The organism is Ruminococcus turbiniformis, assembly GCF_020687545.1.
Lineage (GTDB): Bacteria > Bacillota > Clostridia > Lachnospirales > Lachnospiraceae > Mediterraneibacter > Mediterraneibacter turbiniformis.
The window spans coordinates 120,482-145,175 of record NZ_JAJEQX010000004.1 but is presented as its reverse complement, the minus strand read 5'-3'; the positions used below and the strand labels follow the sequence as shown (position 1 = coordinate 145,175).

The following is a 24,694-nucleotide window of genomic DNA, read 5'->3' as shown; positions in this document are numbered from 1 at the left end:
ACTATATTGCAAAAAAGGAAGTGTAGCAAGGGAGGGAGCTGCATGCCATTTGTAAGAGGCGATTCGTGCTATATTTTGGAAGATAATAAGCAGCCAATGCCAGCAAAAGTAATCAGCCGGAGAGGAGCAACATACATTGTACAGTTGATCGGAGTGTGCGGGGCAATACAGCTACCGGAAAGCCAATTATTCAGAACAGAAGAAGAAGCTGCTGCAAGTATAAGGCAGAGTGTGATTGTCAGAAACGATTTTGGTTAAGATTGAGACTGGCAGAGCGGGCATACAGCCCGCTTTTTTTATGCAACAAAGTTATCCCATATTCTTAGATGTTAATATTTAAAATTGGGAGGGTAAAAAAGTGAAAAGAGAAAACCTTATCGTCGGCAAAGACTACCTGCACAGACGGAAAACTGTTATTAACGGAATCGACAGGGAAGCAGAAAGGTGGATTAAATGCAAAAAAGTCACCTGGAATGGCGCTGTATTTAGCAGGTATCTTGAGCCGGACCTATTCCTTGACAATCATAAAATCGAAAAGGAGCTGTTCAGCCATAAGCAAATGTAGTTGGCTTTCGTTTCTCGTATGTTAATATAATCCAATTCCGCCATGGTTAAAGGCTGGTCAGGCCTACCTGCCGGACATCCCAAAAAGGCACCGGAAACCAGATATGCAAAGGCGTCCTCAAAAATAAGGTCCTCTCCTGAATATATACCATATTAAATGGAATATATAGAGAGGAGGCGCCCGGCGAAACAAATACCGGGCATTACTATGAAAAAGAGGATCAAATTAGGGAGTGTACTGATGGGTATTTTTATTTGCGCATGCTTATGCAGCGCCTGCAGCTATGGGAATCTAACAGATCAAAAGGCATCGGAAGACGTGGCACCTGCCACTGCAAAAGATATTACAATTGAGGTCCCGGATAAGGAACCCAGTGCGGATGAGGAGAATGATGAACCATTGCCTGAAGATGAGCAAAACGGCCCGTCTGATACGAAAATCCACTTTCTGACACTTCCGGGGTACATGGATGCGATCCTACTGGAGAGCAACGGAAAATTTGGGATGATTGATTCAGGGGAGGATAGTGATTACCCTGATGGCTCAGATCCAGGATACCCAAGCCGCCCGGGGACTATAACAACCAGTGGCCAGGAAGAAAGGGTTATCTCGTATTTATATTCGGTTGGTGTAAATACTGAAAATTTTGTTTTCTATATAGGAACACATGCACATAGTGACCACATAGGAAGTGCAGATGAGGTGATCCGGGAATTCCAGCCGGAGAGGGTGTATTTGATGCGGTATTCGGACTCGGTGATCAGCAGCCCGGGCGCATTATATGATAATCTCTACATATACGATACGGCCAAACAGGCGGCTGCCGATGTAGGAGCTACCTTTATTGAAGCTTTGGATCCAAGTCTCCCACAAGGGACGTATACAGATACTGGTGACGGAATTGTGGGAAGTACCATTTTTTCTATGGGAGACATGGAATTTGAATTTTATAATTATGATGGCCCGTGGCTCCATGGGACGCAGGTGAGCGATGCGAACGATATGAGTCTTGGTGTGTTAATCACAGCTTATGGGCATTCTGCTTTTGTGGGTGGGGACATGACCACGGACCGGGAGGCATTGATCGCAGAACAGGTTGGAGATGTAGATATCCTAAAAGCTGGGCACCATGGTACAGAATTGGCCTCCTGCAGTGAATTTGTTTCTGCCCTACGCCCGGATATTACGGTAATTACCGGCTCTGAAGCGAAATATTTATATAACCAGCTTGATAGTATATTCCCCGGCAGGATAGGATTTGATAAAAAAATATATGCAACAAATTGGTACTCAGACATGGAACAGGCAATAGTATTGGATATGAGTACATTACAGTCTAACCTCCAGAATACAGATCCAGTATTTGTCTGCCTTGATGACATGGTATATGCTCTCATGCAGGACGGCCTTTGCTACACATCAACCCAAGTATTTTATTATAACGGAAATGGCTATATTTACGACAATAGTCCATATGCATCCTATAATGCATGGGCGTATATCGATCATGCATGGTTTTATGCCGGCCCGGATGTTACCATGATTACCGGATGGCAGGTGATCGGAGGGGAGACCTACTACTTCGGAGATGATGGCCGCATGCTGACCGGGGACCAAACAATTAATGGGACAGCCTATCATTTCGACCCGGATACCGGAGAGCTGCTTGACAGATGTAAACCTGGCTGGTACCGTTCTGGAGATAATTGGTACTACTACAATTATGAAGGGAAAATGACCGCCGGATGGCAGCAAATTAATGGCAGCTGGTATTACATGGATGGTGCTGGCATTATGCAGACTGGTTGGCTCTGGGACGGCTCTGGATGGTATTTCCTGAGCAGTTCGGGATATATGTTGACTGGGTTGCAAGAAATTGACGGTGAAACTTATTATCTTGGGGAGTCCGGAGAAATGCAGATTGGTCTGCAGGAAATTGATGGGGAGTACTATTATTTTAACGGGGATGGGGAACTGTCAGCTCCCCCACAATAGTCAAGTAGTATTATATTTTCTTTACAAGAGGCATCTTCATATGGAGATGCCCTTTTTCGGATCCGGATCCGCCGCGCTAAGCTTGCATGATGGGCTGCAAGGGATGGGAAACGAAACAGGTAATGTGCAGCAGAGGCGAAGAAGCTTTTTTTATTACATTTTCCATATTCTAATTGATTTAGAAAAAAGGAGGAAACATTATGTTTGAAGAAACTTTTATGACAACACTGGCGGAGAAAGTAAGGGAAGAACTTGGAGGAAACTATGTTGTAGAATCAAGGGTAGTCCAAAAAGAGCATGCAACTATGCACGGCTTCAGCATTGGGGAAAAAGAAAGCTGCATCCAGAAAATAATATACTTGGAACAAGCCTGTGATATTATGGGCTCACTCGATGAAAAATGGGAACTTGGTGATATTGACCATGAGTCTGTTTATCAGGAAATGCTTGCCAAGATACTGGTAAAAAATTACCAACAGGCGGGTAAATCCCCGTGTTTATTTGGGATAGAAAATTTGATTTCCTGGGACGAATTAAAACAGTACGTCGTGCTGAGGCTTACGTCTGATAGGGAATACGCAAAACAGTATTTACACTGGAAAGTATCAGACTTATACGCCATTGCATATGCAGAAAAAACGGATTGTGATTATTCAGAGTCCATCGGAATCACAAGGAAATTGGCGGATCGTTTCCATGTTACAGAGGAAGATGTTTTTAGTATTGCATGTGAAAATACCGAGAAAAACACGATTTTAGTATCAATGACAGGTGCACTTGATTCATGTTTCTGTAAAGAGCCATTTAAAGACAGTGACAACTTGTTTGGCAGCAATTGTCTGTGCGATCCGGATGAAATGATGTATGTGCTCACAAACAAAAACAAATTATTTGGTGCGGCAGGCATCCTGCTTCCGTCTATCCAAAAAAGGCTGAAAGACTTTTTGAAAGAGGATTTTTTCATTTTGCCATCCAGCGTACATGAATTGATCCTGGTGAAGGCAAAAAATTGTATGAAAGTATCGGAACTGGAAGAAATGGTAAAGACGGTTAACAAAACAGAAGTAATACCTGAGGACCGGCTTTCTGATTCTGTGTATAAGATTGAAAACAGCTCCCTCTGTGTTGCCAAGGATTAACCATTTGAATGGAAAGGCGGCTTAAAGCCGCCTTTCCATTCGGATAAACACCCGATATGTTCAGTCACAAGACAAGTGAACTACTCGGATACAAGTAACCGAGAATTCTCGCCCGAATTTCTTAAAATAACTCCTATCTGCAAAAATGTGGGTGATCTATCTAGCTGTTATTATAGATACATCCAATCGGACAGGTGCCCGTAAGGGCTGTACAAATATAGAATTCCTCTTTTTTTAATTCACAGATGGGCAGCAGAGATGCTGCCTTATCTGTATGGAACGTGGATTCCGGCCAAAAGGACAGGCTCATTTAGGTATAAACTGGACTACATGCCTGGAGATGCATAACACCCGGCATTCCCTTCCGACTGATCCGGTTGGTCGGGTAGAGTGCCCTGCCGATTATCATGGAGACAGTTTCGCTCTTTTGTTAGGAACCTCCATCTCTCCGTGAACGGTAATCATGGGGGGTTTATCACTGTTATCCGACGGTATACACGCGCCAAAAGATGCTTTCCTCAACATGCGGAATTATACCATATTATGAAGGAAAAACGATGGAGTGTATTTAATTAGGAAAAATTGGAAAAACTAAAAGAGAAGGAGGCGTCCGTATTGGGAAAAATAGATATCCCTGTATGGGAAAAGATGAATTTAACATTGGAAGAGGCTTCAGCAATGTACCATATTGGAGTCAATGAATTGCGGGAAAAGACAAATGAGCCTGGTTGTAGTTTTGTCTTATTTAAAGGGACACACAGGCTGATTAAGCGGAGGCAATTTGATGATTATCTGGCTAGTATAAACACATGGTAATTATTAACTGGAGAAAATCAGCTCAAAGGGAGCGTTGATGTGATATACTTATAGTGTCATGTCAAGGCTCTTTTCTTATAATCAATAGAAAGGGGCAAGCATAATGGAAAGGAGAAAAGATAATAGAGGTCGGGTGTTAAGGGCTGGAGAAAGCCAAAGGAAAGATTTGACATATATGTATCGGTACACTGATCCTTCAGGAAAAAGGAAATATGTTTATGCAAAAACACTCTCTGATCTAAGAAAAAAAGAAACTGATATCAATAAAGATTTGCAGCTTGGAATTTATACCAATGAATACACTCTAAATCAATTGTTTGATAGATATTTAGCACAATCAACAACACTTAAAGATCGTACAAAATATAAATATGAATTAGAGTATAAGCGCTGGGTTAAAGATTCATGGCTGGGAAATAAAAAAATCAAAGATATTGTTAAGTCAGACATTGTATTATTCTACAAAGAGCTTGACGAAAAGGGGTATTCCCATGGTACAATTCGTTGCGTTCACAAATATATAAATAACTCGCTGAATTTGGCCTTTGACGACGATTTGATTCGAAAAAATTATGCGGAGGGATGCATAAAACCTTATTGTGGTAAGAACCCCAGAAAAGCCATGACGAAAGAAGAAACAAGAAAGCTTCTGGAAGAATGTGAATCGAAACCATATGGGCAGAATTATTTGCTGCTTGTTAAGCTTATGCTTCTCACGGGCCTTCGGATTGGAGAAGCTACTGGATTAACATGGAAAGATATCGATTTGAAGAATCGCGTGATTGATGTAAATCATCAGTTTGTACAAGGAGATGCAAATAGCAGAACTAAATATCACATTGATACCACTAAAACAGAAAGCGGAACCAGAAAAGTACCAATGTCAGACGATGTATACCAGCTATTGTTGTATTTAAAGGAAACAACATATTTTGATGCCTTTAAATTTGGAGTAAATGTAGATGGATATTCTGGATTTGTAGTCCATTCGCGTACAGGGCTGCCAATATTAACGGCGCGAATCAATGATTATCTGTATCGCATCGTGTCAGAATATAATGCATGCCATGAAGATCAACTACCTAAGATATCATGCCATATCTGCAGACACACGTTCTGCACTCGGTTGGCAGAAATGAATATAAATCCTAATGTTCTACAAAAGATAATGGGACATGCGTCATATCGTACTACTGCAGATATATATATTTCAACAGAATGCGACTTTGTAAATGAAGAATTTTTCAGGGTTATGCGAGGAATATCATAGTGCTTGATAACCAGCAAAACTCGAAAAATTATTTACACCAATGCAGATTAATTTTTACACCATTTACACCAAGTTTACACCATTATATAAAAAGATATGAGCTATTACAAATAGTTATATGAAAGTGACAAATTGAAAAGGTGGCGGAAAACCGATGATTGTAGACATATAAAGAATTGCATGAATAGAAAGAATGACTCAACTCGGAAGTGATGCTCTACATGGCATTTGTGGCGGTGGCTAATTACACCCAGCCCAACTTTGAACTTGGTTATGCACTGAAATTTATGAGGCTGATGCTCCTTGTGCTGACTTCCCTTTTCAACCTGTACGGTTTTGCGGCGGGGTGTATTCTCGTGCTCTGTTTCCTGGCGTTTAACAAGACGCTTTCGGGCCGGAACTATCTGAATGTGAAGATGAACTGAAAATTATTTTGATTCTCGCCCGGAATAATGGTATTATATATAAGACCACTGCCCGTCTGAACGATAAAACGTTTCCCTGCCGGCACACCGGAGACGGGCAAATAAGATTATCAGGAGGAGAGAATCGTGAGAGACTATGTGATCACAGTGAACAGCACAGTGGATGTGCCAAAAGAGTGGCTGGAAGAGAGACATGTTCCCGTAATTCCCTTAAAATATACGATTGATGGTGAGACATACACGGATATGGAAGGACTGTCCGCAAAAGAATTTTTTGCAAAATTAAGAGAAGGAAAGATGTCTGTCACTTCTCAGGTAAACCCGGAAGAGGCGGCTGATATGCTGGAGCCTTTTGTAAAAGAAGGAAAAGACGTGCTCCATCTCGGATTTTCATCTGGTTTAAGCGGTACGCTCAACAGCATGCGTATTGCCGGACAGATGCTGGAAGAAAAATATCCGGGATCGAAGGTAATCGTAGTGGATACGCTCTGCGCGTGTCTTGGCGAGGCGATGCTTCTGTACTACGCGCTGAAGGAGAAAGAAAAAGGAAAAACGATCGAGGAAGTCGCACAGTGGGCAGAGGAAAACAAACTTCATATCTGCCATGATGTGACAGTGGATGACTTAAACCACCTTCACAGGGGCGGCCGTGTCTCCAAGACGACGGCAGTGCTCGGAACACTTGTGCAGATCAAGCCGATCATACATATGGATAACGAAGGAAAACTTCAGGTAATCGGCAAGGAGAGAGGCAGAAAGAAGTCTCTGAACAGGATCGTGGACATGGCGGCTGAGCAGGCAAAAGGCTATGACAACGAGATTATCATGATTACCCACGGCGACTGCCTGGAGGACGCCGAGTACGTGGCAAAACTTGTGCGGGAGAAGATGGGGATCGACAATATTATGATCAACAACATCGGAACCGTAATCGGAAGCCACACCGGTCCGGGTGTCGTTGCAGTCTTCTGTGTGGGAGATCACAGGTAGTGAAAAATCACAGATAAAAAAATAAGTCCGTGGAAATGCATCATGCGTATCCGCGGACTTGTTTTTTGGACGGCGCCGGGCCAAAATCCGGTTTTCGGTCTATTCGGCCAGCTCTTCCCATAATTCGTATAGTTCTTCCAGCCGGGCTTCGTTCCCGGCACGTTCTTCGGAGAGTTCCTGACATTTGACGGAGTTGGAATACACTTCTTCCTTCGTCATTTCCATGTCGATCTGTGCATTCCGATCCTCAAGGCGGCTGATCTCTTCTTCTGTCTTTTTCAGATCATTTTTCCGCTTCCGCTCCCGGGCCTGCTGTTCTTTCTGCTCTTTCCAGTCAAGCTTGGAACCTGCAGGACCGCCGGCAGATCCGGCTGCGTTTTCTACGGAAGAGATTCCGCCGGAAACGGAGGCTCCTCTGGCTTCTCCGGATGCGGCGCCTCTGAGTCCGGAGGGTGTCTGGCCGGATGAGGAAGAGGCGGCATAGACCCTGGTCAGCTCGTCCTTCTTTTCGAGATAGTAGTCGTAATTCCCGATATAGTTGACAAAAGTCTGGTTGACAAGCTCCATTATCCTGGACGCGGTACTGTTGATAAAATACCGGTCGTGGGAGACGTAGAGGAGGGTGCCGGTGTAATTGTTGAGCGCCTCCTCGAGAATCTCTTTGGATGCAATGTCCAGATGGTTTGTCGGCTCGTCCAGGATGAGAAAGTTCGCCTCGGAAAGCATCAGCTTTGCCAGCGAGACACGGCCTTTCTCCCCGCCGCTTAAAGAGCGGATCTCTTTGAAAACGTCATCTCCTGTGAACTGGAACGCGGCCAGCGTATTCCGGATCTGCGTGTTGTTCAGCGTGGGGTATGCGTCCGAGATCTCGTCAAAGATCGTCTTCTCGTCGTGCAGAACATGGTGCTCCTGGTCATAGTAGCCGATCTGCACTTTGGAACCGAGAGTAAAGGAACCGGTATCTGCCTGCTGTACCTGATTCAGTATTTTCAGGAGAGTCGTCTTTCCGGTGCCGTTGTCGCCGATAATGGCCACATGTTCCCCGCGGCGGATCTCGAAATTCACATCGCGGAAGAGGACCTGGCCGTCGAACTGCTTGGAGAGGTCTTCGACTTTCAGTACGTCATTGCCGCTTACGAGGGCGGGCTCCAGCGTGAAGTGCATCTCCGTGACCGCCTCCGTCGGCTTCTCCACGGGCTGCATCTTTTCCAGCATTTTCTCACGGCTCTCCGCCCGGCGGATGGACTTCTCCCTGTTGAACGAGCGGAGCTTTTCGATCACTGCCTGCTGATGCCGGATCTCTCTTTGCTGGTTAAAATATTCTTTGAGGCGGGCATCGCGGATCTGCTGCTTCTTCTCGGAGTATGCCCGGTAGTTCCCCATATACATGCGGATCTCTCCGCTTTCAATCTCCACAACCTTCGTGACGACACGGTTTAAGAAGTACCGGTCGTGGGAGACGATAAATACGGCGCCTTTATAGTTGAGAAGATAGGTCTCAAGCCAGGCAATGGAATTCAGATCAAGATGGTTGGTCGGCTCGTCCAGAAGAAGAATGTCCGGGCTGGTCAGGAGCAGCTTGCCGAGAGAAACGCGTGTTTTCTGCCCTCCGGAGAGCGTGTCGGTCTTTTTGGAGAAATCGTCCTCCGAAAAACCGAGTCCCTTCAGAACGCCGACAATTTCGCTCTCACAGGCGTAACCGTTTTTCGCCTCAAATTCTGACTGAAGCCGGTTGTACGTCTCGAGCCTGTCGGAGAGGGCATCGCCGGAGAGCGATTTGAGTTCCTGCTCTATGGAACGGATTTTCTGCTCCATCTCAATAATGTCCGACTTGGCAGTGCGCATCTCCTCATAGATTGTACCGCCCGGCAGAAGATTCTGGTGCTGCGCGAGATATCCGATCGTTTTCCCTCTGGCGAGGATGATCTCGCCGCCGTCCAGAGGTTCTTCGTTCATGATCATTTTCAGTATGGTGGACTTTCCGGCGCCGTTGATTCCGACAAGAGCGGCCTTTTCACGTTCCTCAATGTGGAACGAGCCGTTGCGGACAATCACGCGTTCTCCGAAAGATTTATCAATATTGTGACATGCGAGTATCATGGTAGTTATCCTCCGTTTTTGTGCTGACGCTCAACTACCATTATATCGGAATCCTGTGAAAATGAAAGTAAAAATTGACAGAAGTTTAAGTCTTTTATATAATAAAGTAGATTATGAAAAGAATGCAGAGAAAGCAATTCCATCCCTGGAGGTTTATAAAAGTGAGTGGGAAATTGCCTGCGATGGAAGGTGATAAAAATGGAACATAGAAAAATATCGCGCGCTGTAATTTCGAGGCTGCCGAGATATCATCGTTATCTCGGTGATCTGCTGGAGGCGGGCGTGGAGAGAATCTCATCGAACGATCTCAGCAAGAAGATGAACGTTACCGCGTCACAGATCCGTCAGGATCTCAACAATTTCGGCGGGTTCGGACAGCAGGGATACGGCTATAATGTGAAGTATCTCTATACAGAGATCGGCAAGATCCTCGGACTGAACAAGACACATAATTTTATTATTATCGGAGCCGGCAATCTCGGACAGGCTCTTGCCAATTATGCTTCTTTTGAGAAGAGCGGGTTCATACTGAAGAGCCTTTTTGATGTCAACCCGAGACTGGAAGGAATGTCCATCCGTGGGATTCAGGTGCGCATGATGGATGAGTTGGTTGATTTCCTTCAGAACAACGAAATTGAGATCGCCGCGCTTACCATTCCGAAGTCAAAGGTAGTGGAAGTGGCAGATCTTCTTGTTGCAAACGGGATCAAGGCGATCTGGAATTTTGCACATATGGATCTCGATCTGCCCAAAGACGTGATTGTGGAGAGCGTGCATCTCTCAGACAGCCTGATGCAGCTGTCCTACAACATCAGCAGACGGAAAGAGGCAAAGAAGAAATAAGAGAACGGAAAGTTAAGAAAACCGACAGCAGGAAATCGGAAAGTAAGAGATTCAGAAAGCAGCAGGAAAAAGTCAGACAGAAGTTATAAGGAAACAGAGCAGGCCCCGCAGTGATACTGCGGGGTATATTGTGATATACTGCACAGCTGAAATACAGAGAACAGAGCTGTGCTGAGAACTGAGAATGGAAAGGACGGTGTCGGTTCATGAGATATCTGCCGGATTCAGAGCAGATGAGATCTGCGGACATGCACACGATAAACGAAGTCGGTATTCCCTCCCTAGTGCTCATGGAGCGGGCTGCGCTCGGGACCGTTGAAGCCATGCACAGGCGTGGAATTGACACGTCGAGAGCGCTTGTCGTGTGCGGAAGCGGCAACAACGGCGGGGACGGATTTGCCATTGCCAGGCTTCTGGAAGATGAGAAGGACAGGGCGGATGTGCTTTTTGCGGGACGGGAGGAGTCCATGAGTGCGGAGTGCGCTCTTCAGAAAAAGATTGCCGCACGCGCCGGAGTGAAAATATTCACTGAAATACCGGACCGCGAATATACTGTTATAATAGATGCGGTATTCGGCGTGGGGCTAAGCCGCGATATCTCCGGACGGTACTGCGATGTGATCCGGTGGATGAACGAACAGAAGTGCGCGAAAGTCGCGGTTGACATTCCGTCCGGAGTGTGTGCCCGCACGGGCAGAATCCTGGGAACGGCTTTCCGGGCGGATCTGACCGCGGCCATGGCCTGCGTGAAAGCGGGAAGCGAGCTCTATCCCGGAAAGAATTATTCCGGGGAAACGGTGGCCGTTCCGATCGGGATACGGACAGAGTATTTCGATAATAATGAAGACGTGTGCTTTACTTACGACAGGGAAGACATTGCCTCTCTGCTGCCGCAGCGGAAACCTGATTCCCACAAGGGGACTTACGGAAAAGTTCTTATGATTACCGGAAGCAGCGGAATGGCCGGAGCCGCATATCTCTCCGCGCGCGCAGCCTACGCGGTGGGAGCAGGGCTTGTAAGAATCTGTACGGCTTCGGACAACCGGCCGGTTCTGCAGCAGCTTCTCCCGGAGGCAGTTCTGTCCTGTTATGACGGATTTGACGAGGAGCAGATGAGAGAACTCCTCGCCTGGGCGGATGTGGTCTGCATCGGAAGCGGACTGGGACAGAGCAGTGTATCGGAACAGATTTTCAACTATGTGACTGACCATGTGACCGTGCCGTGCGTGATCGACGCCGACGGACTCAACCTTCTGAGCCGGGATACCGGACGGCTTGGGAAAATGCCCGGCCCGGTGATTGTCACGCCGCATATGAAAGAAATGTCACGTCTTACAGGGAAGAGCATTCCCGGGATCACAGAAGACCGGGTGGCTTCCGCGCGGGAGTTCGCGCGGGAATACGGGGCTGTCTGCGTGCTGAAAGACAGCCGGACCGTGGTGTCCGAAGAAGGACGGCATCCGTTTCTCAACCTTGCGGGGAACAGCGCCATGGCAAAGGCAGGCTCCGGGGACGTGCTTGCAGGCGTGATCACCGGGCTTTTGGCCCAGGGAAAAGATGCGTTTCAAAGTGCGGCGGCGGGAGTGTACCTGCACGCATGCGGCGGCGATGAGGCGCGGCGCGCAAAAGGCGGATACAGTGTTCTGGCGGGGGATCTGATCGAAGGGCTGGAACGCTGCATAGCGGAGTGTGAAAATGGGGAAGCGATTCCCGGACAGACTAAAGGAGAAGAAAGAAAATGAAACAGCATAACAGGGTTTGCGCTGTAATAGACCTTGATGCAGTCAGAGAAAATATGGAACAGATGAAAAAGCGGATCGGGGAGAACGCCCGGCTGATCGCAGTAGTAAAGACAGACGGATACGGTCACGGCGCGGTTCCGATTGCCCGGATGTTTGAGGAGACGTCCTATGTGTGGGGCTTTGCAGTCGCATGTATGGAGGAGGCGGCGGCGCTCCGCGAACACGGGATCAGAAAGCCGATCCTTGTGCTTGGATGCGTATTTCCGGACCAGTACGAAGAGATGATCGATCTTGAGATCCGCCCTGCCGTGTACACGGAGGAGATGGCGGAGGCGATCTCGAAGGAAGCGCAGAGAAAAGGGAAAGACGTCTGTTTCCATATCAAGATCGATACGGGGATGGGACGGATCGGATTCCCGGTCAGTGAGGAGAGCGCGGAGACGATCGAGCGGATCGGAAAACTGCCCCGCGTCTGCCTGGAAGGAATGTTTACCCACTTCGCAAAGGCAGATGAGACGGATAAAACCTACACGCTGGAGCAGCACAGGCGTTTTCTCTGGATGAAAGAGCAGATGGAGAAGAGACACGTTCCGATCCGCTATTTTGACTGCGACAACAGTGCGGGAATCATTGATTTTCCGGATATGAAGCATGATCTTGCAAGAGCCGGCATCGCGACCTACGGCATGTATCCTTCGGACGAGGTGAATAAGGAGGCAGTCCGTCTGCGTCCGGCGCTTACGCTGGTCAGCCATGTCTCTTTCGTAAAAGACGTGGAGCCGGGAACGTCGATCAGCTACGGAGGGACGTTTACCGCAGAGAAGAAGATGAGGGTGGCCACGATTCCTGTCGGCTACGGAGACGGCTATCCGCGCTCCCTGTCGAACAAAGGATCTGTGCTGATCCACGGAAAGCGGGCAAAGATTCTCGGCAGAGTGTGCATGGATCAGTTCATGGTGGACGTGACGGAGATTCCGGAGACAAAGTTTATGGACCGGGTGATCCTTGTCGGGGAAGACGGAGATGACAGGATCTCAGTGGAGGAGCTGTCCGCGCTCAGCGGCCGGTTTAACTACGAGTTTGTCTGCTGTCTCGGGAAAAGAATTCCCCGCATGTACATGCAGGATGGCAGGATACTGGAAGTTGATTCGTAAGTCCGGCAGCGTAGAACAAGAAAATCAGATGCATACATCCGATGAAACAGGGAATAATGAAGTATCTTGATTTGATCGGAGTGTGAGAAGATTGGTAATCAGACGCGGAGATATTTACTATGCGGACTTAAGTCCGGTTGTGGGATCTGAACAGGGAGGAGTACGCCCGGTGCTCGTCATACAGAACAATGTCGGGAACAGGCACAGCCCGACTGTGATCTGCGCGGCGATTACATCGAGGATGAACAAGGCGAAACTCCCCACACATATTGAGATCAGCACGAGAGACTACAGAATCGTAAAGAATTCCGTCATACTGCTGGAACAGATCCGGACAATCGACAAACAGCGCCTGAAAGAATATGTCTGCCACATAGACAGCGCAATGATGCGAAAAGTGGACCGTGCGATCCGGATCAGCCTGGAGCTGCCTACATAGAAAGGTTCCAAATTGTGTTTCCAGATCACAGTTTACAGATTCACCGAATCGTGATAAAATTGTAAAGCACAGTGTGCGCCCTGTTTTGCGGGCGCGCCGTATCATGTACTGGGTTGCCTTACATGAAGGACATTAAGAGAAAGAGGAGAATTCACATATGTCAGGACATTCAAAATTTGCCAATATCAAACATAAAAAAGAAAAAAATGATGCAGCAAAAGGAAAAATCTTTACAAAAATCGGCCGTGAGCTTGCCGTCGCGGTTAAAGAGGGCGGCGGACCGGATCCGGCGAACAACAGCCGGCTCAGAGATGTGATCGCCAAGGCAAAGTCAAACAACATGCCGAACGACACCATCGAGAGAAATATCAAGAAAGCGGCGGGAGAGGGAAGCGCCGACAACTACGAGCATATTACATATGAGGGATACGGCCCGGGTGGAACTGCTATCATTGTGCAGACGCTCACGGACAATAAGAACCGTACTGCGTCCAATGTAAGAAACGCATTTACGAAAGGAAGCGGAAATGTCGGAACACCCGGCTGCGTTTCTTTTATGTTCGACGAGAAGGGCCAGATCTTTGTCGCAAAGGAAGACTGCTCCATGGATGCGGACGAGCTGATGATGCTTGCCCTTGACGCGGGAGCGGAAGACTTTGTGGAAGATGAGGAGAGCTACGAGATTCTGACCGCGCCGGAAGCGTTCAGCGATGTGCGCCTGAAGCTGGAAGAAGAGGGAATCGAGATGGCGGAGGCTGCTGTCACCATGATTCCGCAGACTTATGTGGAGCTGACAAGCGAGGAAGATATCAAAAATATCCAGAAGACGCTTGACCTTCTCGACGAGGACGACGACGTGCAGGATGTGTACCACAACTGGAATGAATAAATACAAAAGAGCAGGAGGAGAAGCGGATGAGCGATTACAGAATAGAAACAAAATGCATACAGTCGGGATACGAGCCCGGCAACGGAGAGGCGAGAGTTCTGCCGATTTACCAGAGCACGACATTCAGATACACGACGAGCGAGCAGATGGGACGGCTTTTTGACCTGGAGGAATCCGGATATTTCTATACCCGTCTTCAGAATCCGACCAACGATGCGGTTGCGGCAAAGATCTGTGACCTGGAGGGCGGCGTCGCTGCCATGCTTACGTCTTCCGGACAGGCGGCCAATTTTTATGCAATCATGAACATTGTTCAGGCAGGGGATCACATCGTGTGCGCGTCAGCGCTCTACGGCGGAACGTACAATCTTTATGCACATACGATCCGCAAGATGGGAGTGGAGGCTACGTTTGTGGATCCGGACTGCACAGAGGAAGAGCTTGAAGCGGCGTTCCAGGACAACACAAAGGCTGTCTTCGGAGAGTCCATCGCGAATCCGGCTCTTGTTGTACTTGACTTTGAGAAATTTGCTTCTGCGGCTCACCGCCACGGAGTTCCGTTTATCGTGGACAATACGTTCGCAACGCCGATCAACTGCAGACCTTTTGAGTGGGGCGCGGACATTGTCACACATTCCACGACAAAATACATGGACGGCCATGCGACATGTGTGGGCGGTGCAATCGTAGACAGCGGAAATTTTGACTGGGATGCTCACGCGGAGAAATTCCCCGGACTGACCACGCCGGATGAGACATATCATGGCATCGTATATACACAGAAATTCGGAAAAGGCGCCTACATCACAAAGGCGACAGCTCAGCTTATGAGAGACCTCGGTTCGATCCAGTCTCCGCAGAATGCGTTCCTCCTCAACATCGGACTGGAAACGCTTCACCTGAGAATGGCACGGCACTGCGAGAACGCCCTCAAAGTGGCTGAATATCTGAAAGGGCATGACAAGGTGGCATGGGTAAGCTATCCGTCTCTCAAAGGAGACAAATACTACGATATGGCACAGAAATACATGCCGAACGGTACATGCGGCGTCCTTACCTTTGGACTGAAAGGAGGAAGAGACGCAGCGGTGGAGATGATGGACAAACTGAAGATGGTTGCGATTGTAACACATGTCGCAGACGCGAGAAGCTGCGTGCTCCATCCGGCGAGCCACACGCACCGTCAGATGAATGAAAAAGAGCTCCTGGAGGCAGGAGTACAGCCGGATCTGATCCGTTTCAGTGTCGGAATTGAAAATGTGGAAGATATCATAGCGGATGTGGAGCAGGCGCTCCGCTGATTAAAATGGTATGGATGTATACAATTTGCATCCATACCATTTTATATGTCAGGATATACGCCGGGCCAGCCTTAAGCTCTGTCCTGACAGAATGAACTTTCTGTATAAAACCGACTGTCCTTCTCAATACTAAATCTGACAGAAAGATCGAGGAGGTAAGCGCATATGGAACACAGTCACTCAGACAGAGATCATACAGCAGAGACCGTGCAGGCAGAGAGAAACGAGGAAAATACGGAAATTAGAGAGACGGGTACACTGGATCTCGGGAACGGACATTCAAAGAGGGGGATTCAGCTTCTCACGATTATCGGAGAGATCGAGGGGCATGAGGCAGTGTCCGGAAATACGAAGGCGACAAAATATGAACATCTTCTTCCCCGGCTTGCGGAGGCCGAGGAGGATGAAAAGACAGAAGGTGTCCTCATTCTTCTGAACACGCTCGGCGGAGATGTGGAGGCCGGGCTTGCAATCGCGGAGATGATCGCGTCTCTGAGCAAACCCACGGTCTCGCTCGTGCTGGGAGGAAGCCATTCCATCGGAGGGCCGCTTGCGGTGTCCGCGGACTATTCGTTCATTGTTCCGACCGGAACGATGATCGTGCATCCGGTCCGCTCCACAGGCATGTTCATCGGAGTGATTCAGAGCTACCGGAACATGGAGAAAACGCAGGACCGCATCGCCCGTTTTATCGCGTCTCATTCCCGCATTACTCAGGAGCGGCTTTTAGAGCTGATGCTGGATTCTACCCAGCTTGTAAAGGATGTGGGGACGATGCTGGAAGGGGAAGAGGCAGTCCGGGAAGGGCTGATCGACGAGGTCGGAGGAATCAGTCAGGCATTCGCAAAGCTTCATGAACTGATTGACGAGCGCAGAAAAAAGGGATGACATGATTTTTAAATGATGATATACTAAACTGTAGTATGTAAATTTTTAAGGGGGAGTTATATGGCTGCCAAATCTACAAAAAAGAGAAAGACGACAAAGAGCAGTCCGAGGAGTAATTCAAAAAACAATTCAAAAAAGGGGCGTCAGGAATCAGAGCTTATGGGGGAGATCGGCATCCTGATTATTCTGGCGCTGTGTATCCTGCTTGTGCTCAGCAATTTCGGAGTCGGAGGAATCGTCGGGGAGGCGGTTTCATCGGTTCTGTTCGGCACATTCGGACTTATGGCATATCTGCTGCCTTTTCTTATTTTCGGGCTTGCGGCGTTTCTGATTTCCAACAGGGGAAATGCTCACGCATATGTCAAGACCGTGGCCGCAGTATTCCTGTTCCTGTTTCTGACAGCGATTCTGGAACTTGTTTTTAACGACTATACGCCGGGGGCTTCGCTGCTCTCGTATTATCATGCGTCCAGCAGTCACAGAAACGCCGGGGGACTTACGGGAGGCGCGATTGTCACGCTTCTGTGTCCTTTAATCGGCGTGATCGGCACCTATGTAGTGCTCTTTGTGCTGTCTGTGATCTGTGTGATTCTTGTGACAGAGCGTTCGCTTCTGGCTCCGCTGGGCAGACAGAGCAGAAGAGCGTATGAAGGTGCGAAGAAAAAGCACCAGGAGACGGCTGTCTTAAGAGCGCAGAGACGGGAAGAACAGAAAAAGGAACAGCAGAAGGGAAGAACAGCAGCTTCTGCTGCCGGAGAGAAAGGCCGGGAGACCGGTCTTCGAAAAGACAGAAAAGTATCCGGCGTCTCCTTTGCGACTACTCTGGAACCGGAAAAGGCGCCGGAAGAGAAGAAAACCGGACGCCGGGGCAGACGGAAGAATCCGGACATGCACGAACTGATACCGGAGGAGATGGCCGGGTCCGGACTTTCCCAGAAGGATGCGTTCGGGTTCGCGGATGCGGCTTCCGGTTCCGCAGACATGTCTTCCGGTGATTTTGTCATAAACCGGGCAGAAGCGGATGTACCGGACACTGATATGCCTGATATGCCGGAGGATACCGGAGAGAGTGCAAAACAGAGTGGAGCAGCGGAGACCCCGGATCAGCAGGCGGACAGCGGCGGGATCTCTGTAAATGGAAAGAAACCGCGGAGAAACAAAGCCCAGGATGCGGCCGATGTGTCGGCGGAGACGGAGAGTGTGGCGGCTGCCGCAGCGTCCGCCCAGGCTGAAGCTCCGAAGGTTTATCATACACCGCCTGTCTCATTGCTTAAGAAAGGAAAGAGAAGCGGCGGCGATTCTGACGCCCATCTGCGTTCAACGGCTTTAAAGCTGGAACAGACGCTGCGCAACTTCGGCGTGGGCGTCCACGTGACCAACGCAAGCTGCGGGCCGTCTGTCACACGTTACGAGCTGCAGCCTGAGCAGGGAGTAAAGGTGAGCAGGATCGTAGGACTGGCAGACGATATCAAACTGAATCTGGCTGTGGCGGATTTAAGAATCGAGGCTCCGATTCCGGGAAAAGCCGCGGTCGGAATTGAAGTTCCGAACAAGGAAAATACAGCCGTGATGCTTCGGGATCTTCTGGAATCACCGGAGTTTAAAAACAGCGCTTCACCGATTACGTTTGCAGTCGGTAAAGATATCGCGGGCAAAGTCGTAATTGCGGATATCGCCAAAATGCCTCATCTGCTTGTGGCAGGCGCCACCGGCTCCGGTAAATCCGTGTGTATCAATACGCTGATTATGAGTATTATCTACAAAGCGGATCCGGATTCGGTCAAGTTGATTCTGGTAGATCCGAAAGTTGTGGAACTCAGCGTATACAACGGGATTCCGCATCTGATGATTCCGGTTGTGACAGATCCGAAGAAGGCCGCCGGTGCCCTCAACTGGGCGGTGGCCGAGATGGAAAAGCGGTACAAGCTGTTCGCGGAGTACAATGTAAGAGACTTAAAGGGATTTAACGAGAAAGTCGAGAACGGGGAGACCGGTGAAGAGATCCGGAAAAAGCTTCCGCAGATCATCATTATTATCGACGAGCTGGCGGATCTTATGATGGTGGCCCCGGGAGAGGTGGAAGGCGCGATCTGCCGTCTGGCGCAGCTTGCCAGGGCGGCCGGCCTGCATCTGATTCTTGCGACGCAGAGACCGTCTGTCAATGTCATTACCGGACTGATCAAGGCGAACATGCCGTCGAGAATCGCTTTCTCTGTGTCGTCTGGCGTGGACTCGCGGACGATCATAGATATGAACGGCGCGGAGAAGCTGCTCGGAAAAGGAGATATGCTTTTCTATCCGTCAGGATATCCGAAGCCGGTTCGCGTCCAGGGCTCCTTCGTGTCGGATAAGGAAGTCCAGGATGTGGTGGACTATCTGATAAAGAGAAACGGAAATACGGCCTACAGCGAGGAACTGGAAGAGCATATGAATACAAATCTTCCGTCGGGTACTGCGGCCGCTGCTGCAGACGGGGCGGAAGACAGCCGGGATACATATTTTGCTGACGCGGGCAGGCTGATTATCGATAAGGAGAAGGCTTCCATCGGAATGCTTCAGCGCATGTTCAAGATCGGATTCAACCGCGCCGCCCGGATTATGGATCAGCTGGCGGAGGCCGGCGTGGTAGGCCCGGAGGAAGGAACGAAGCCGAGGAAAGTGCTTATGACCAAAGAAGAATTTGAAGAATATATCAGCAGCAACTAGCGGAAACAAAAGAGAAAAGAGATGCAGAGGAGGAAAACGGCATGAAGACAGACATTCAGATCGCACAGGAAGCAAAGATGGAACACATCAGAGACGTTGCGGCCAGAGCAGGCATTCGCGAGGATGAGCTTGAGTTTTACGGAAAATATAAGGCGAAACTTTCCGACGAACTCTGGGAGAGAATCAAGGATAACGAGGACGGAAAGCTGGTTCTCGTAACCGCAATCAATCCCACTCCGGCGGGAGAGGGAAAAACGACCACAACGGTCGGACTCGGCGAGGCCATGGCGAAGCTCGGGAAAAACGCACTGATCGCCCTGAGAGAGCCTTCCCTCGGACCCTGCTTCGGCATCAAGGGAGGAGCCGCGGGCGGCGGATACGCCCAGGTTGTGCCGATGGAAGATCTGAATCTGCATTTTACGGGAGATTTCCACGCGATTACGTCGGCCAACAATCTGCTGGCGGCCATGCTGGACAACCATATTCAGCAGGGAAATTCTCTCGGCATTGACCCGAGACAGGTTGTATGGAAACGCTGTCTTGATATGAACGACCGTGTGCTCAGAAATATCGTGGTAGGTCTTGGAAATAAGATGGACGGCATGGTAAGGGAGGATCACTTCGTCATCACAGTTGCCTCCGAGATCATGGCAATCCTCTGCCTTGCGGATGATCTGGCCGACTTAAAGAAACGGCTCGGCAGAATCATCGTGGCATATAATTTCGCCGGAGAACCGGTAACCGCAGACGACCTTCAGGCGACAGGGGCGATGGCAGCGCTGTTAAAAGATGCGATTAAGCCGAACCTGATTCAGACACTGGAGCACACTCCGGCCATCGTTCACGGCGGACCGTTCGCCAATATCGCACATGGATGCAACAGCGTAAGAGCCACAAAGATGGCACTGAAGATGAGTGACATCACGATTACGGAGGCCGGGTTCGGTGCAGATCTCGGGGCGGAGAAGTTCTTTGACATCAAGTGCCGGATGGCGGGTTTAAAACCCGATGCCGTCGTCCTGGTTGCAACTGTACGCGCTTTGAAGTATAATGGAGGAGTTGCGAAGAGTGATCTGGCAGAGGAAAATCTGGACGCACTCGCAAAAGGAATTGTAAATCTTGAAAAACATATTGAAAATATACAGAAATACGGAGTTCCTGTGATTGTGACGCTCAACTCTTTCGTCACAGACACAGAGGCAGAGAATGAATTTATCCGCAGATTCTGCGAGGAGAGAGGCTGTGAATTCGCACTCTCCGAAGTGTGGGAAAAAGGCGGAGAAGGCGGAATCGCTCTTGCAGAGAAGGTTCTTGATACTCTGGAAAACAAAAAGTCAGAGTTCCATACGCTGTATGAGGACGGCCTTTCGATCCGGGAGAAGATCGAGACCATAGCCAGAGAGATCTACGGGGCAAAAGGCGTTGTGTATGAGCCGGCTGCCGCGAAACAGATCGACAGAATTGAAGCGCTGGGATTTGGAGCCTTCCCGGTCTGCATGGCAAAGAATCAGTATTCTCTGTCCGACGACGCAAAGAAGCTTGGAAGACCGGAAGGGTTCGACATCCATATCCGCGAGGTGTATGTGAGCGCTGGCGCCGGGTTTGTCGTAGCGCTTACCGGGGCAATCATGACAATGCCGGGTCTGCCGAAGGTGCCGGCTGCAAACGGGATTGATGTGACAGACGACGGCAGGATCACAGGACTGTTTTAAAGGAGAATAAAATGGCACAGAGAATCGATGGAAAACTGATCTCCCAGCAGATCAAAGATGAACTGAAAGAGGAAGTAAAGCGCCTGGAAGCCCAGGGCAGGCATGCCTGTCTTGCTGTTGTGCAGGTGGGGGATGACCCGGCGTCCACAGTATATGTGAGAAATAAGAAAAAAGCCTGTGCGTATATCGGAATCGAGTCCAGAGCATACGAACTTCCGGAGAGTACGACGGAGGAAGAACTTGTAAAACTGGTTGAAGACCTGAATGCAGACGTGTCGGTAAACGGGATTCTTGTCCAGCTTCCGCTTCCGGAACATATTGATGAAGACCGGATTATCCGAACGATTTCTCCGGACAAAGACGTGGACGGATTCCATCCTGTCAGCGTAGGAAGATTATGGATTGGAGAAAAAGGCTTCCTTTCCTGTACGCCGGCCGGGATTATTCAGCTTTTAAAGCGCTCGGAAATTTCGATCGAAGGGAAAGAATGTGTGATCATCGGAAGAAGCAATATAGTCGGAAAACCGATGGCTGCGCTGATGCTTCGCGAAAATGCGACGGTTACCGTGGCGCATTCCCGGACAAAGAATTTGAAAGAGATTGCAAAGAGGGCAGATATTCTGATCGTAGCTGTCGGAAAGGAACGGCTTATCACAGCGGACTATGTGAAAGAGGGCGCTGTTGTCATCGATGTAGGCATGCACAGAGACGCGGATAACCATCTCTGCGGGGACGTGGATTTCGACAGCGTGGAGCCGGCAGTTTCGGCGATCACTCCTGTTCCGGGCGGTGTAGGCCCCATGACGATCGCCATGCTGATGAATAATTGTGTGGAAACGATACGCTAACGGAGGAAAGATCATGAGATGTACGCATTGCGGAGCCAATATCCCGGATGATCAGATGGTATGCCCCGAATGTGGCGCAGAAGTGCAGATCGTGCCGGATTACAACCCTCTCGAAGATGTCATTGCACGGGAGGTAAAAGGTTCTGTGGAAGGCGCTACACGTCCGATGCAGACGGATGATATCAGAAGGTACAGAAGAGACAGCCTGACACAGAATGTAAATTCGACCCGTGTGCTCAGCCAGAGCGAGATGGACCGGATCAGGGAAAAGAGAAGAAAGGGAAGAAAAAGTTCTCCGGAAGCGGAAGAACTCCGCAGAAACAGCAGACAGAAACAGCAGGCACAGGACAGAGACGAGTCCATGCGGCACCGACAAGGCACAGATGAGATCAGGCGGCAGCGTCAGGGCACAGATCCGGCTGTAAAGCGTCAGAACACGGCGGATCTTAAGTCCCAGAGACAGCAGAAGCGTCTGGAAGCGGCGAAAAGGAAAAGGCGCAGACTGCTGATTGCTCTTTTCTGTGTGATTGTCTTTATCGGTGTTGTAATATTTGTCGCTTATCAGAATTCCTATACCGGGATGATGCAGAAAGGGTACCGGGCGCTTCAGAACAACAATTACAATGCGGCCGAGGAGTATTTCCAGCGCGCGATCATAAAGGACGATTCCCGGCCGGAGGCATATACGGGCTGGGCAGAGGTCTATATTGATCAGGATGACCTGGAGAGCGCGGAGGACGTCTTCCTTGACGTGATCGAGACACAGCCGACAAACGCACAGCTCTATCAGGCAGCGATTGACTTCTATATCGACACAGAACAGCAGGATAAGATATCAGCGCTTCTGAATGACTGCGAAGACAGTTCAGTTTTAAGTGCAGTGTCAGACTATGTTTCCGCGGCTCCGGAATTTAAACCGGAAGCGGGAACGTACAATGAGGTCCAGGAGATTACGATTCTCTCGGATACCGGCGGTACGATCTATTATACAACCGACGGCACAGACCCTACTGCTGAGACGGGAACAGAATATACGGAACCGATCCTTCTGCAGAATGAAGGCGAGTTTGAGATCCGGGCCATTGCCGTCAATGCGAACGGAATCCCGAGTGTTGTATCATCGGCGACATATACGATTGAGTTCCCGATTGCAAACGCACCTGCGGTTACTCCGTCCACCGGACAGTATACGGAACCGACGCAGATTACGATTACGGTTCCGGACGGGTATACAGCCTACTATACAATGGACGGTTCGACACCGGATCCTTCGTCCTCAACGACGTATCAGTATTCCGGACCGGTTGATATGCCGGCTGACACGCAGACAATTTTCAATGCGATTCTTGTGAATAATAATAATGGAAAAGCAACAGACGTGACTACAAGAAACTATATTACAACAGAATAACCGTCGCTTTTTACAGGAAAAATTCCTCCGAAAAATGCGAAGAACAGCTCTGTCAATAAATACAGCTCTGATATTGAAAAAAATTTATGCGATTTTTACAATATCAGGGTTGTATTTTTTTTAACAAAGAGTTATAATGAGCACGTTAAAAAAATAACAATACATAAAGGAGAGTCTTGAAAATGAGCAGATTTTGTTTACCAAGAGACATTTACCATGGAAAAGGATGCCTTGAAGAGTTGAAAAACCTTAAAGGAAAAAAGGCAATCCTCGTCGTTGGCGGCGGTTCTATGAAGCGCCAGGGATTTCTTGACAAAGCTGTGAACTACTTGAAAGAAGCAGGGATGGAAGTACAGCTGTTTGAAGGTGTAGAGCCGGATCCGTCTGTAGAGACGGTTATGAAGGGCGCTGAGGCAATGCGCGCATTTGAGCCGGACTGGATCGTTGCGATGGGCGGCGGATCACCGATCGATGCTGCAAAGGCAATGTGGGCGTTCTATGAGTATCCGGACACGACATTTGAAGACCTGTGCGTTCCGTTCAACTTCCCGGAACTCAGGACAAAAGCGAAATTCGCTGCAATCCCGTCCACATCCGGAACAGCTACGGAGGTAACGGCATTCTCCGTTATTACAAACTATCAGACAGGTGTGAAATATCCGCTGGCTGACTTTAACATTACTCCGGACGTTGCAATCGTTGATCCGGATCTTGTATCAGGTCTCCCGGTGAAACAGGTCGCTTATACAGGAATGGACGCTCTTACACACGCAATCGAGGCGTATGTATCCACACTGCACGGACCGTTCACAGATCCGCTTGCGCTTCAGGCGATTGAGATGGTGCTTGATTATCTGCCGGCATCCTACAACTGCAATATGGACGCAAGAGAGCAGATGCACTACGCGCAGTGCCTGGCGGGAATGGCATTCTCCAATGCACTTCTCGGAATCGTTCACTCCATGGCGCACAAGACAGGAGCAGCGTTCTCCACAGGACACATTCCGCACGGATGCGCAAACGCAATCTATCTTCCTTATGTAATCGCATACAATGCAAAGGATCCGGTCGCAGCAAGCCGCTACGCTGAGATCGCCCGCAGAATGGGACTTGACGGAACATCTGAGCAGGCGCTGATCAACAGCTTAAGAGAGAAGATCAATGAGTTTAATGTAAAACTCAATATCCCGAAATCCTTAAAAGAGTTCGGAATCAACGAGGATGAGTTCAAGGAGAAAGTCGCTCAGATCGCTGAGCTCGCGGTAGGCGATGCATGTACAGGCTCCAACCCGCGTGCAATCGATCCGGCTGCCATGGAGAAACTTCTCACATGTACATATTACGGAACAGAGGTTGATTTCTAAAGCAGAGCAGGAAAAGCAGAACAGGATAAATGCCTTTTACAGATGGGCCATCCGTAATCGGATGGCCTGATTTATTACTTGCCAATGCGCGGATTAT

The 24,694-nt window shown here is 49.1% G+C and carries 22 protein-coding genes; 21 read left to right on the top strand and 1 reads right to left on the bottom strand.

Annotated elements, in window-relative coordinates:
- Positions 1–42 precede the first annotated feature (42 nt).
- The 8 genes from LKD70_RS03820 (at position 43) to LKD70_RS03785 (ending at position 7,200) form a co-directional block, all read left to right on the top strand.
- Positions 43–258, top strand: coding sequence for a hypothetical protein (locus tag LKD70_RS03820; protein ID WP_227706713.1), 216 nt, complete (start codon positions 43–45; stop codon positions 256–258).
- Between the two features lie 100 nt (positions 259–358).
- Positions 359–565, top strand: coding sequence for a hypothetical protein (locus tag LKD70_RS03815; protein ID WP_227706712.1), 207 nt, complete (start codon positions 359–361; stop codon positions 563–565).
- A gap of 240 nt (positions 566–805) precedes the next feature.
- A complete protein-coding gene (locus LKD70_RS03810; RefSeq protein WP_227706711.1) occupies positions 806–2,560 on the top strand; it encodes an MBL fold metallo-hydrolase in 1,755 nt (584 codons plus the stop codon).
- A 200-nt stretch (positions 2,561–2,760) separates the two neighbouring features.
- Positions 2,761–3,699, top strand: a complete 939-nt coding sequence (locus LKD70_RS03805; protein ID WP_227706710.1) for a DUF5688 family protein — start codon at positions 2,761–2,763, stop codon at positions 3,697–3,699.
- Positions 3,700–4,314: 615 nt separating this feature from the next.
- Positions 4,315–4,515 carry an excisionase gene (locus LKD70_RS03800; protein WP_227706709.1) on the top strand — a complete coding sequence of 67 codons (201 nt, stop codon included), beginning with the start codon at positions 4,315–4,317 and terminating at the stop codon, positions 4,513–4,515.
- A 103-nt stretch (positions 4,516–4,618) separates the two neighbouring features.
- The gene (locus LKD70_RS03795; protein ID WP_227706708.1) at positions 4,619–5,785 is read left to right on the top strand and encodes a tyrosine-type recombinase/integrase; all 1,167 of its coding nucleotides are present in this window, start codon (positions 4,619–4,621) and stop codon (positions 5,783–5,785) included.
- Positions 5,786–6,006: 221 nt separating this feature from the next.
- Positions 6,007–6,210: a spore germination protein gene (locus LKD70_RS03790; RefSeq protein WP_456115007.1), complete on the top strand. Its 204-nt coding sequence runs from the start codon at positions 6,007–6,009 to the stop codon at positions 6,208–6,210.
- 126 nt (positions 6,211–6,336) lie between these two features.
- Entirely contained in the window at positions 6,337–7,200 is an 864-nt protein-coding gene (locus tag LKD70_RS03785; RefSeq protein WP_227706707.1) for a DegV family protein, read from the top strand.
- A gap of 99 nt (positions 7,201–7,299) precedes the next feature.
- On the opposite strand, the gene abc-f is transcribed toward LKD70_RS03785, so the two are convergent.
- Positions 7,300–9,300 carry a ribosomal protection-like ABC-F family protein gene (gene abc-f / locus LKD70_RS03780; RefSeq protein ID WP_227706706.1) on the bottom strand — a complete coding sequence of 667 codons (2,001 nt, stop codon included), beginning with the start codon at positions 9,298–9,300 and terminating at the stop codon, positions 7,300–7,302.
- Positions 9,301–9,361: 61 nt separating this feature from the next.
- On the opposite strand from abc-f, the gene LKD70_RS18505 reads away from it, so the two are divergent.
- The 13 genes from LKD70_RS18505 to LKD70_RS03720 all read left to right on the top strand — a co-directional run bounded on the left by LKD70_RS18505 (position 9,362) and on the right by LKD70_RS03720 (position 24,597).
- A complete protein-coding gene (locus tag LKD70_RS18505) occupies positions 9,362–9,493 on the top strand; it encodes a hypothetical protein (RefSeq protein ID WP_265104737.1) in 132 nt (43 codons plus the stop codon).
- A gap of 5 nt (positions 9,494–9,498) precedes the next feature.
- Positions 9,499–10,143 carry a redox-sensing transcriptional repressor Rex gene (locus LKD70_RS03775; RefSeq protein WP_227706705.1) on the top strand — a complete coding sequence of 215 codons (645 nt, stop codon included), beginning with the start codon at positions 9,499–9,501 and terminating at the stop codon, positions 10,141–10,143.
- Between the two features lie 206 nt (positions 10,144–10,349).
- Complete coding sequence (locus LKD70_RS03770) at positions 10,350–11,885, top strand: NAD(P)H-hydrate dehydratase (protein ID WP_227706704.1); 1,536 nt, start codon at positions 10,350–10,352, stop codon at positions 11,883–11,885.
- On the top strand, positions 11,882–13,039 hold the full coding sequence (gene alr, locus LKD70_RS03765) for an alanine racemase (protein WP_227706703.1): 1,158 nt from the start codon (positions 11,882–11,884) through the stop codon (positions 13,037–13,039). The genes LKD70_RS03770 and alr overlap by 4 nt, the downstream gene beginning before the upstream one ends.
- A 91-nt stretch (positions 13,040–13,130) precedes the next feature.
- Complete coding sequence (locus LKD70_RS03760) at positions 13,131–13,478, top strand: type II toxin-antitoxin system PemK/MazF family toxin (RefSeq protein ID WP_227706702.1); 348 nt, start codon at positions 13,131–13,133, stop codon at positions 13,476–13,478.
- 157 nt (positions 13,479–13,635) lie between these two features.
- Positions 13,636–14,367, top strand: coding sequence for a YebC/PmpR family DNA-binding transcriptional regulator (locus tag LKD70_RS03755; RefSeq protein WP_227706701.1), 732 nt, complete (start codon positions 13,636–13,638; stop codon positions 14,365–14,367).
- A 26-nt stretch (positions 14,368–14,393) separates the two neighbouring features.
- Positions 14,394–15,668, top strand: coding sequence for an O-acetylhomoserine aminocarboxypropyltransferase/cysteine synthase family protein (locus tag LKD70_RS03750; RefSeq protein WP_227706700.1), 1,275 nt, complete (start codon positions 14,394–14,396; stop codon positions 15,666–15,668).
- A 165-nt stretch (positions 15,669–15,833) separates the two neighbouring features.
- On the top strand, positions 15,834–16,556 hold the full coding sequence (locus LKD70_RS03745; RefSeq protein WP_227706699.1) for a ClpP family protease: 723 nt from the start codon (positions 15,834–15,836) through the stop codon (positions 16,554–16,556).
- 60 nt (positions 16,557–16,616) lie between these two features.
- On the top strand, positions 16,617–19,262 hold the full coding sequence (locus LKD70_RS03740) for an FtsK/SpoIIIE family DNA translocase (protein WP_227706698.1): 2,646 nt from the start codon (positions 16,617–16,619) through the stop codon (positions 19,260–19,262).
- A 41-nt stretch (positions 19,263–19,303) separates the two neighbouring features.
- Positions 19,304–20,974 (top strand): formate--tetrahydrofolate ligase, encoded by a 1,671-nt coding sequence (locus LKD70_RS03735; protein ID WP_227706697.1) that lies wholly within the window; start codon positions 19,304–19,306, stop codon positions 20,972–20,974.
- Between the two features lie 11 nt (positions 20,975–20,985).
- Positions 20,986–21,822: a bifunctional methylenetetrahydrofolate dehydrogenase/methenyltetrahydrofolate cyclohydrolase FolD gene (folD, locus tag LKD70_RS03730; protein WP_227706696.1), complete on the top strand. Its 837-nt coding sequence runs from the start codon at positions 20,986–20,988 to the stop codon at positions 21,820–21,822.
- Between the two features lie 13 nt (positions 21,823–21,835).
- Positions 21,836–23,233: a chitobiase/beta-hexosaminidase C-terminal domain-containing protein gene (locus LKD70_RS03725; protein WP_227706695.1), complete on the top strand. Its 1,398-nt coding sequence runs from the start codon at positions 21,836–21,838 to the stop codon at positions 23,231–23,233.
- 182 nt (positions 23,234–23,415) lie between these two features.
- Entirely contained in the window at positions 23,416–24,597 is a 1,182-nt protein-coding gene (locus tag LKD70_RS03720) for an iron-containing alcohol dehydrogenase (protein ID WP_227706694.1), read from the top strand.
- Positions 24,598–24,694 lie beyond the last annotated feature (97 nt).

Excerpts from the sequence above, each read along its gene's own strand:
- LKD70_RS03820 (WP_227706713.1), top strand. The coding sequence starts at position 43 with ATGCCATTTGTAAGAGGCGATTCGTGCTATATTTTGGAAGATAATAAG.
- LKD70_RS03810 (WP_227706711.1), top strand. The coding sequence starts at position 806 with ATGGGTATTTTTATTTGCGCATGCTTATGCAGCGCCTGCAGCTATGGG.
- LKD70_RS03805 (WP_227706710.1), top strand. The coding sequence starts at position 2,761 with ATGTTTGAAGAAACTTTTATGACAACACTGGCGGAGAAAGTAAGGGAA.
- LKD70_RS03795 (WP_227706708.1), top strand. The coding sequence starts at position 4,619 with ATGGAAAGGAGAAAAGATAATAGAGGTCGGGTGTTAAGGGCTGGAGAA.
- LKD70_RS03790 (WP_456115007.1), top strand. The coding sequence starts at position 6,007 with ATGGCATTTGTGGCGGTGGCTAATTACACCCAGCCCAACTTTGAACTT.
- abc-f (WP_227706706.1), bottom strand. The coding sequence starts at position 9,300 with ATGATACTCGCATGTCACAATATTGATAAATCTTTCGGAGAACGCGTG.
- LKD70_RS18505 (WP_265104737.1), top strand. The coding sequence starts at position 9,362 with ATGAAAGTAAAAATTGACAGAAGTTTAAGTCTTTTATATAATAAAGTA.
- LKD70_RS03775 (WP_227706705.1), top strand. The coding sequence starts at position 9,499 with ATGGAACATAGAAAAATATCGCGCGCTGTAATTTCGAGGCTGCCGAGA.
- LKD70_RS03770 (WP_227706704.1), top strand. The coding sequence starts at position 10,350 with ATGAGATATCTGCCGGATTCAGAGCAGATGAGATCTGCGGACATGCAC.
- alr (WP_227706703.1), top strand. The coding sequence starts at position 11,882 with ATGAAACAGCATAACAGGGTTTGCGCTGTAATAGACCTTGATGCAGTC.
- LKD70_RS03755 (WP_227706701.1), top strand. The coding sequence starts at position 13,636 with ATGTCAGGACATTCAAAATTTGCCAATATCAAACATAAAAAAGAAAAA.
- LKD70_RS03750 (WP_227706700.1), top strand. The coding sequence starts at position 14,394 with ATGAGCGATTACAGAATAGAAACAAAATGCATACAGTCGGGATACGAG.
- LKD70_RS03745 (WP_227706699.1), top strand. The coding sequence starts at position 15,834 with ATGGAACACAGTCACTCAGACAGAGATCATACAGCAGAGACCGTGCAG.
- LKD70_RS03740 (WP_227706698.1), top strand. The coding sequence starts at position 16,617 with ATGGCTGCCAAATCTACAAAAAAGAGAAAGACGACAAAGAGCAGTCCG.
- LKD70_RS03735 (WP_227706697.1), top strand. The coding sequence starts at position 19,304 with ATGAAGACAGACATTCAGATCGCACAGGAAGCAAAGATGGAACACATC.
- folD (WP_227706696.1), top strand. The coding sequence starts at position 20,986 with ATGGCACAGAGAATCGATGGAAAACTGATCTCCCAGCAGATCAAAGAT.
- LKD70_RS03725 (WP_227706695.1), top strand. The coding sequence starts at position 21,836 with ATGAGATGTACGCATTGCGGAGCCAATATCCCGGATGATCAGATGGTA.
- LKD70_RS03720 (WP_227706694.1), top strand. The coding sequence starts at position 23,416 with ATGAGCAGATTTTGTTTACCAAGAGACATTTACCATGGAAAAGGATGC.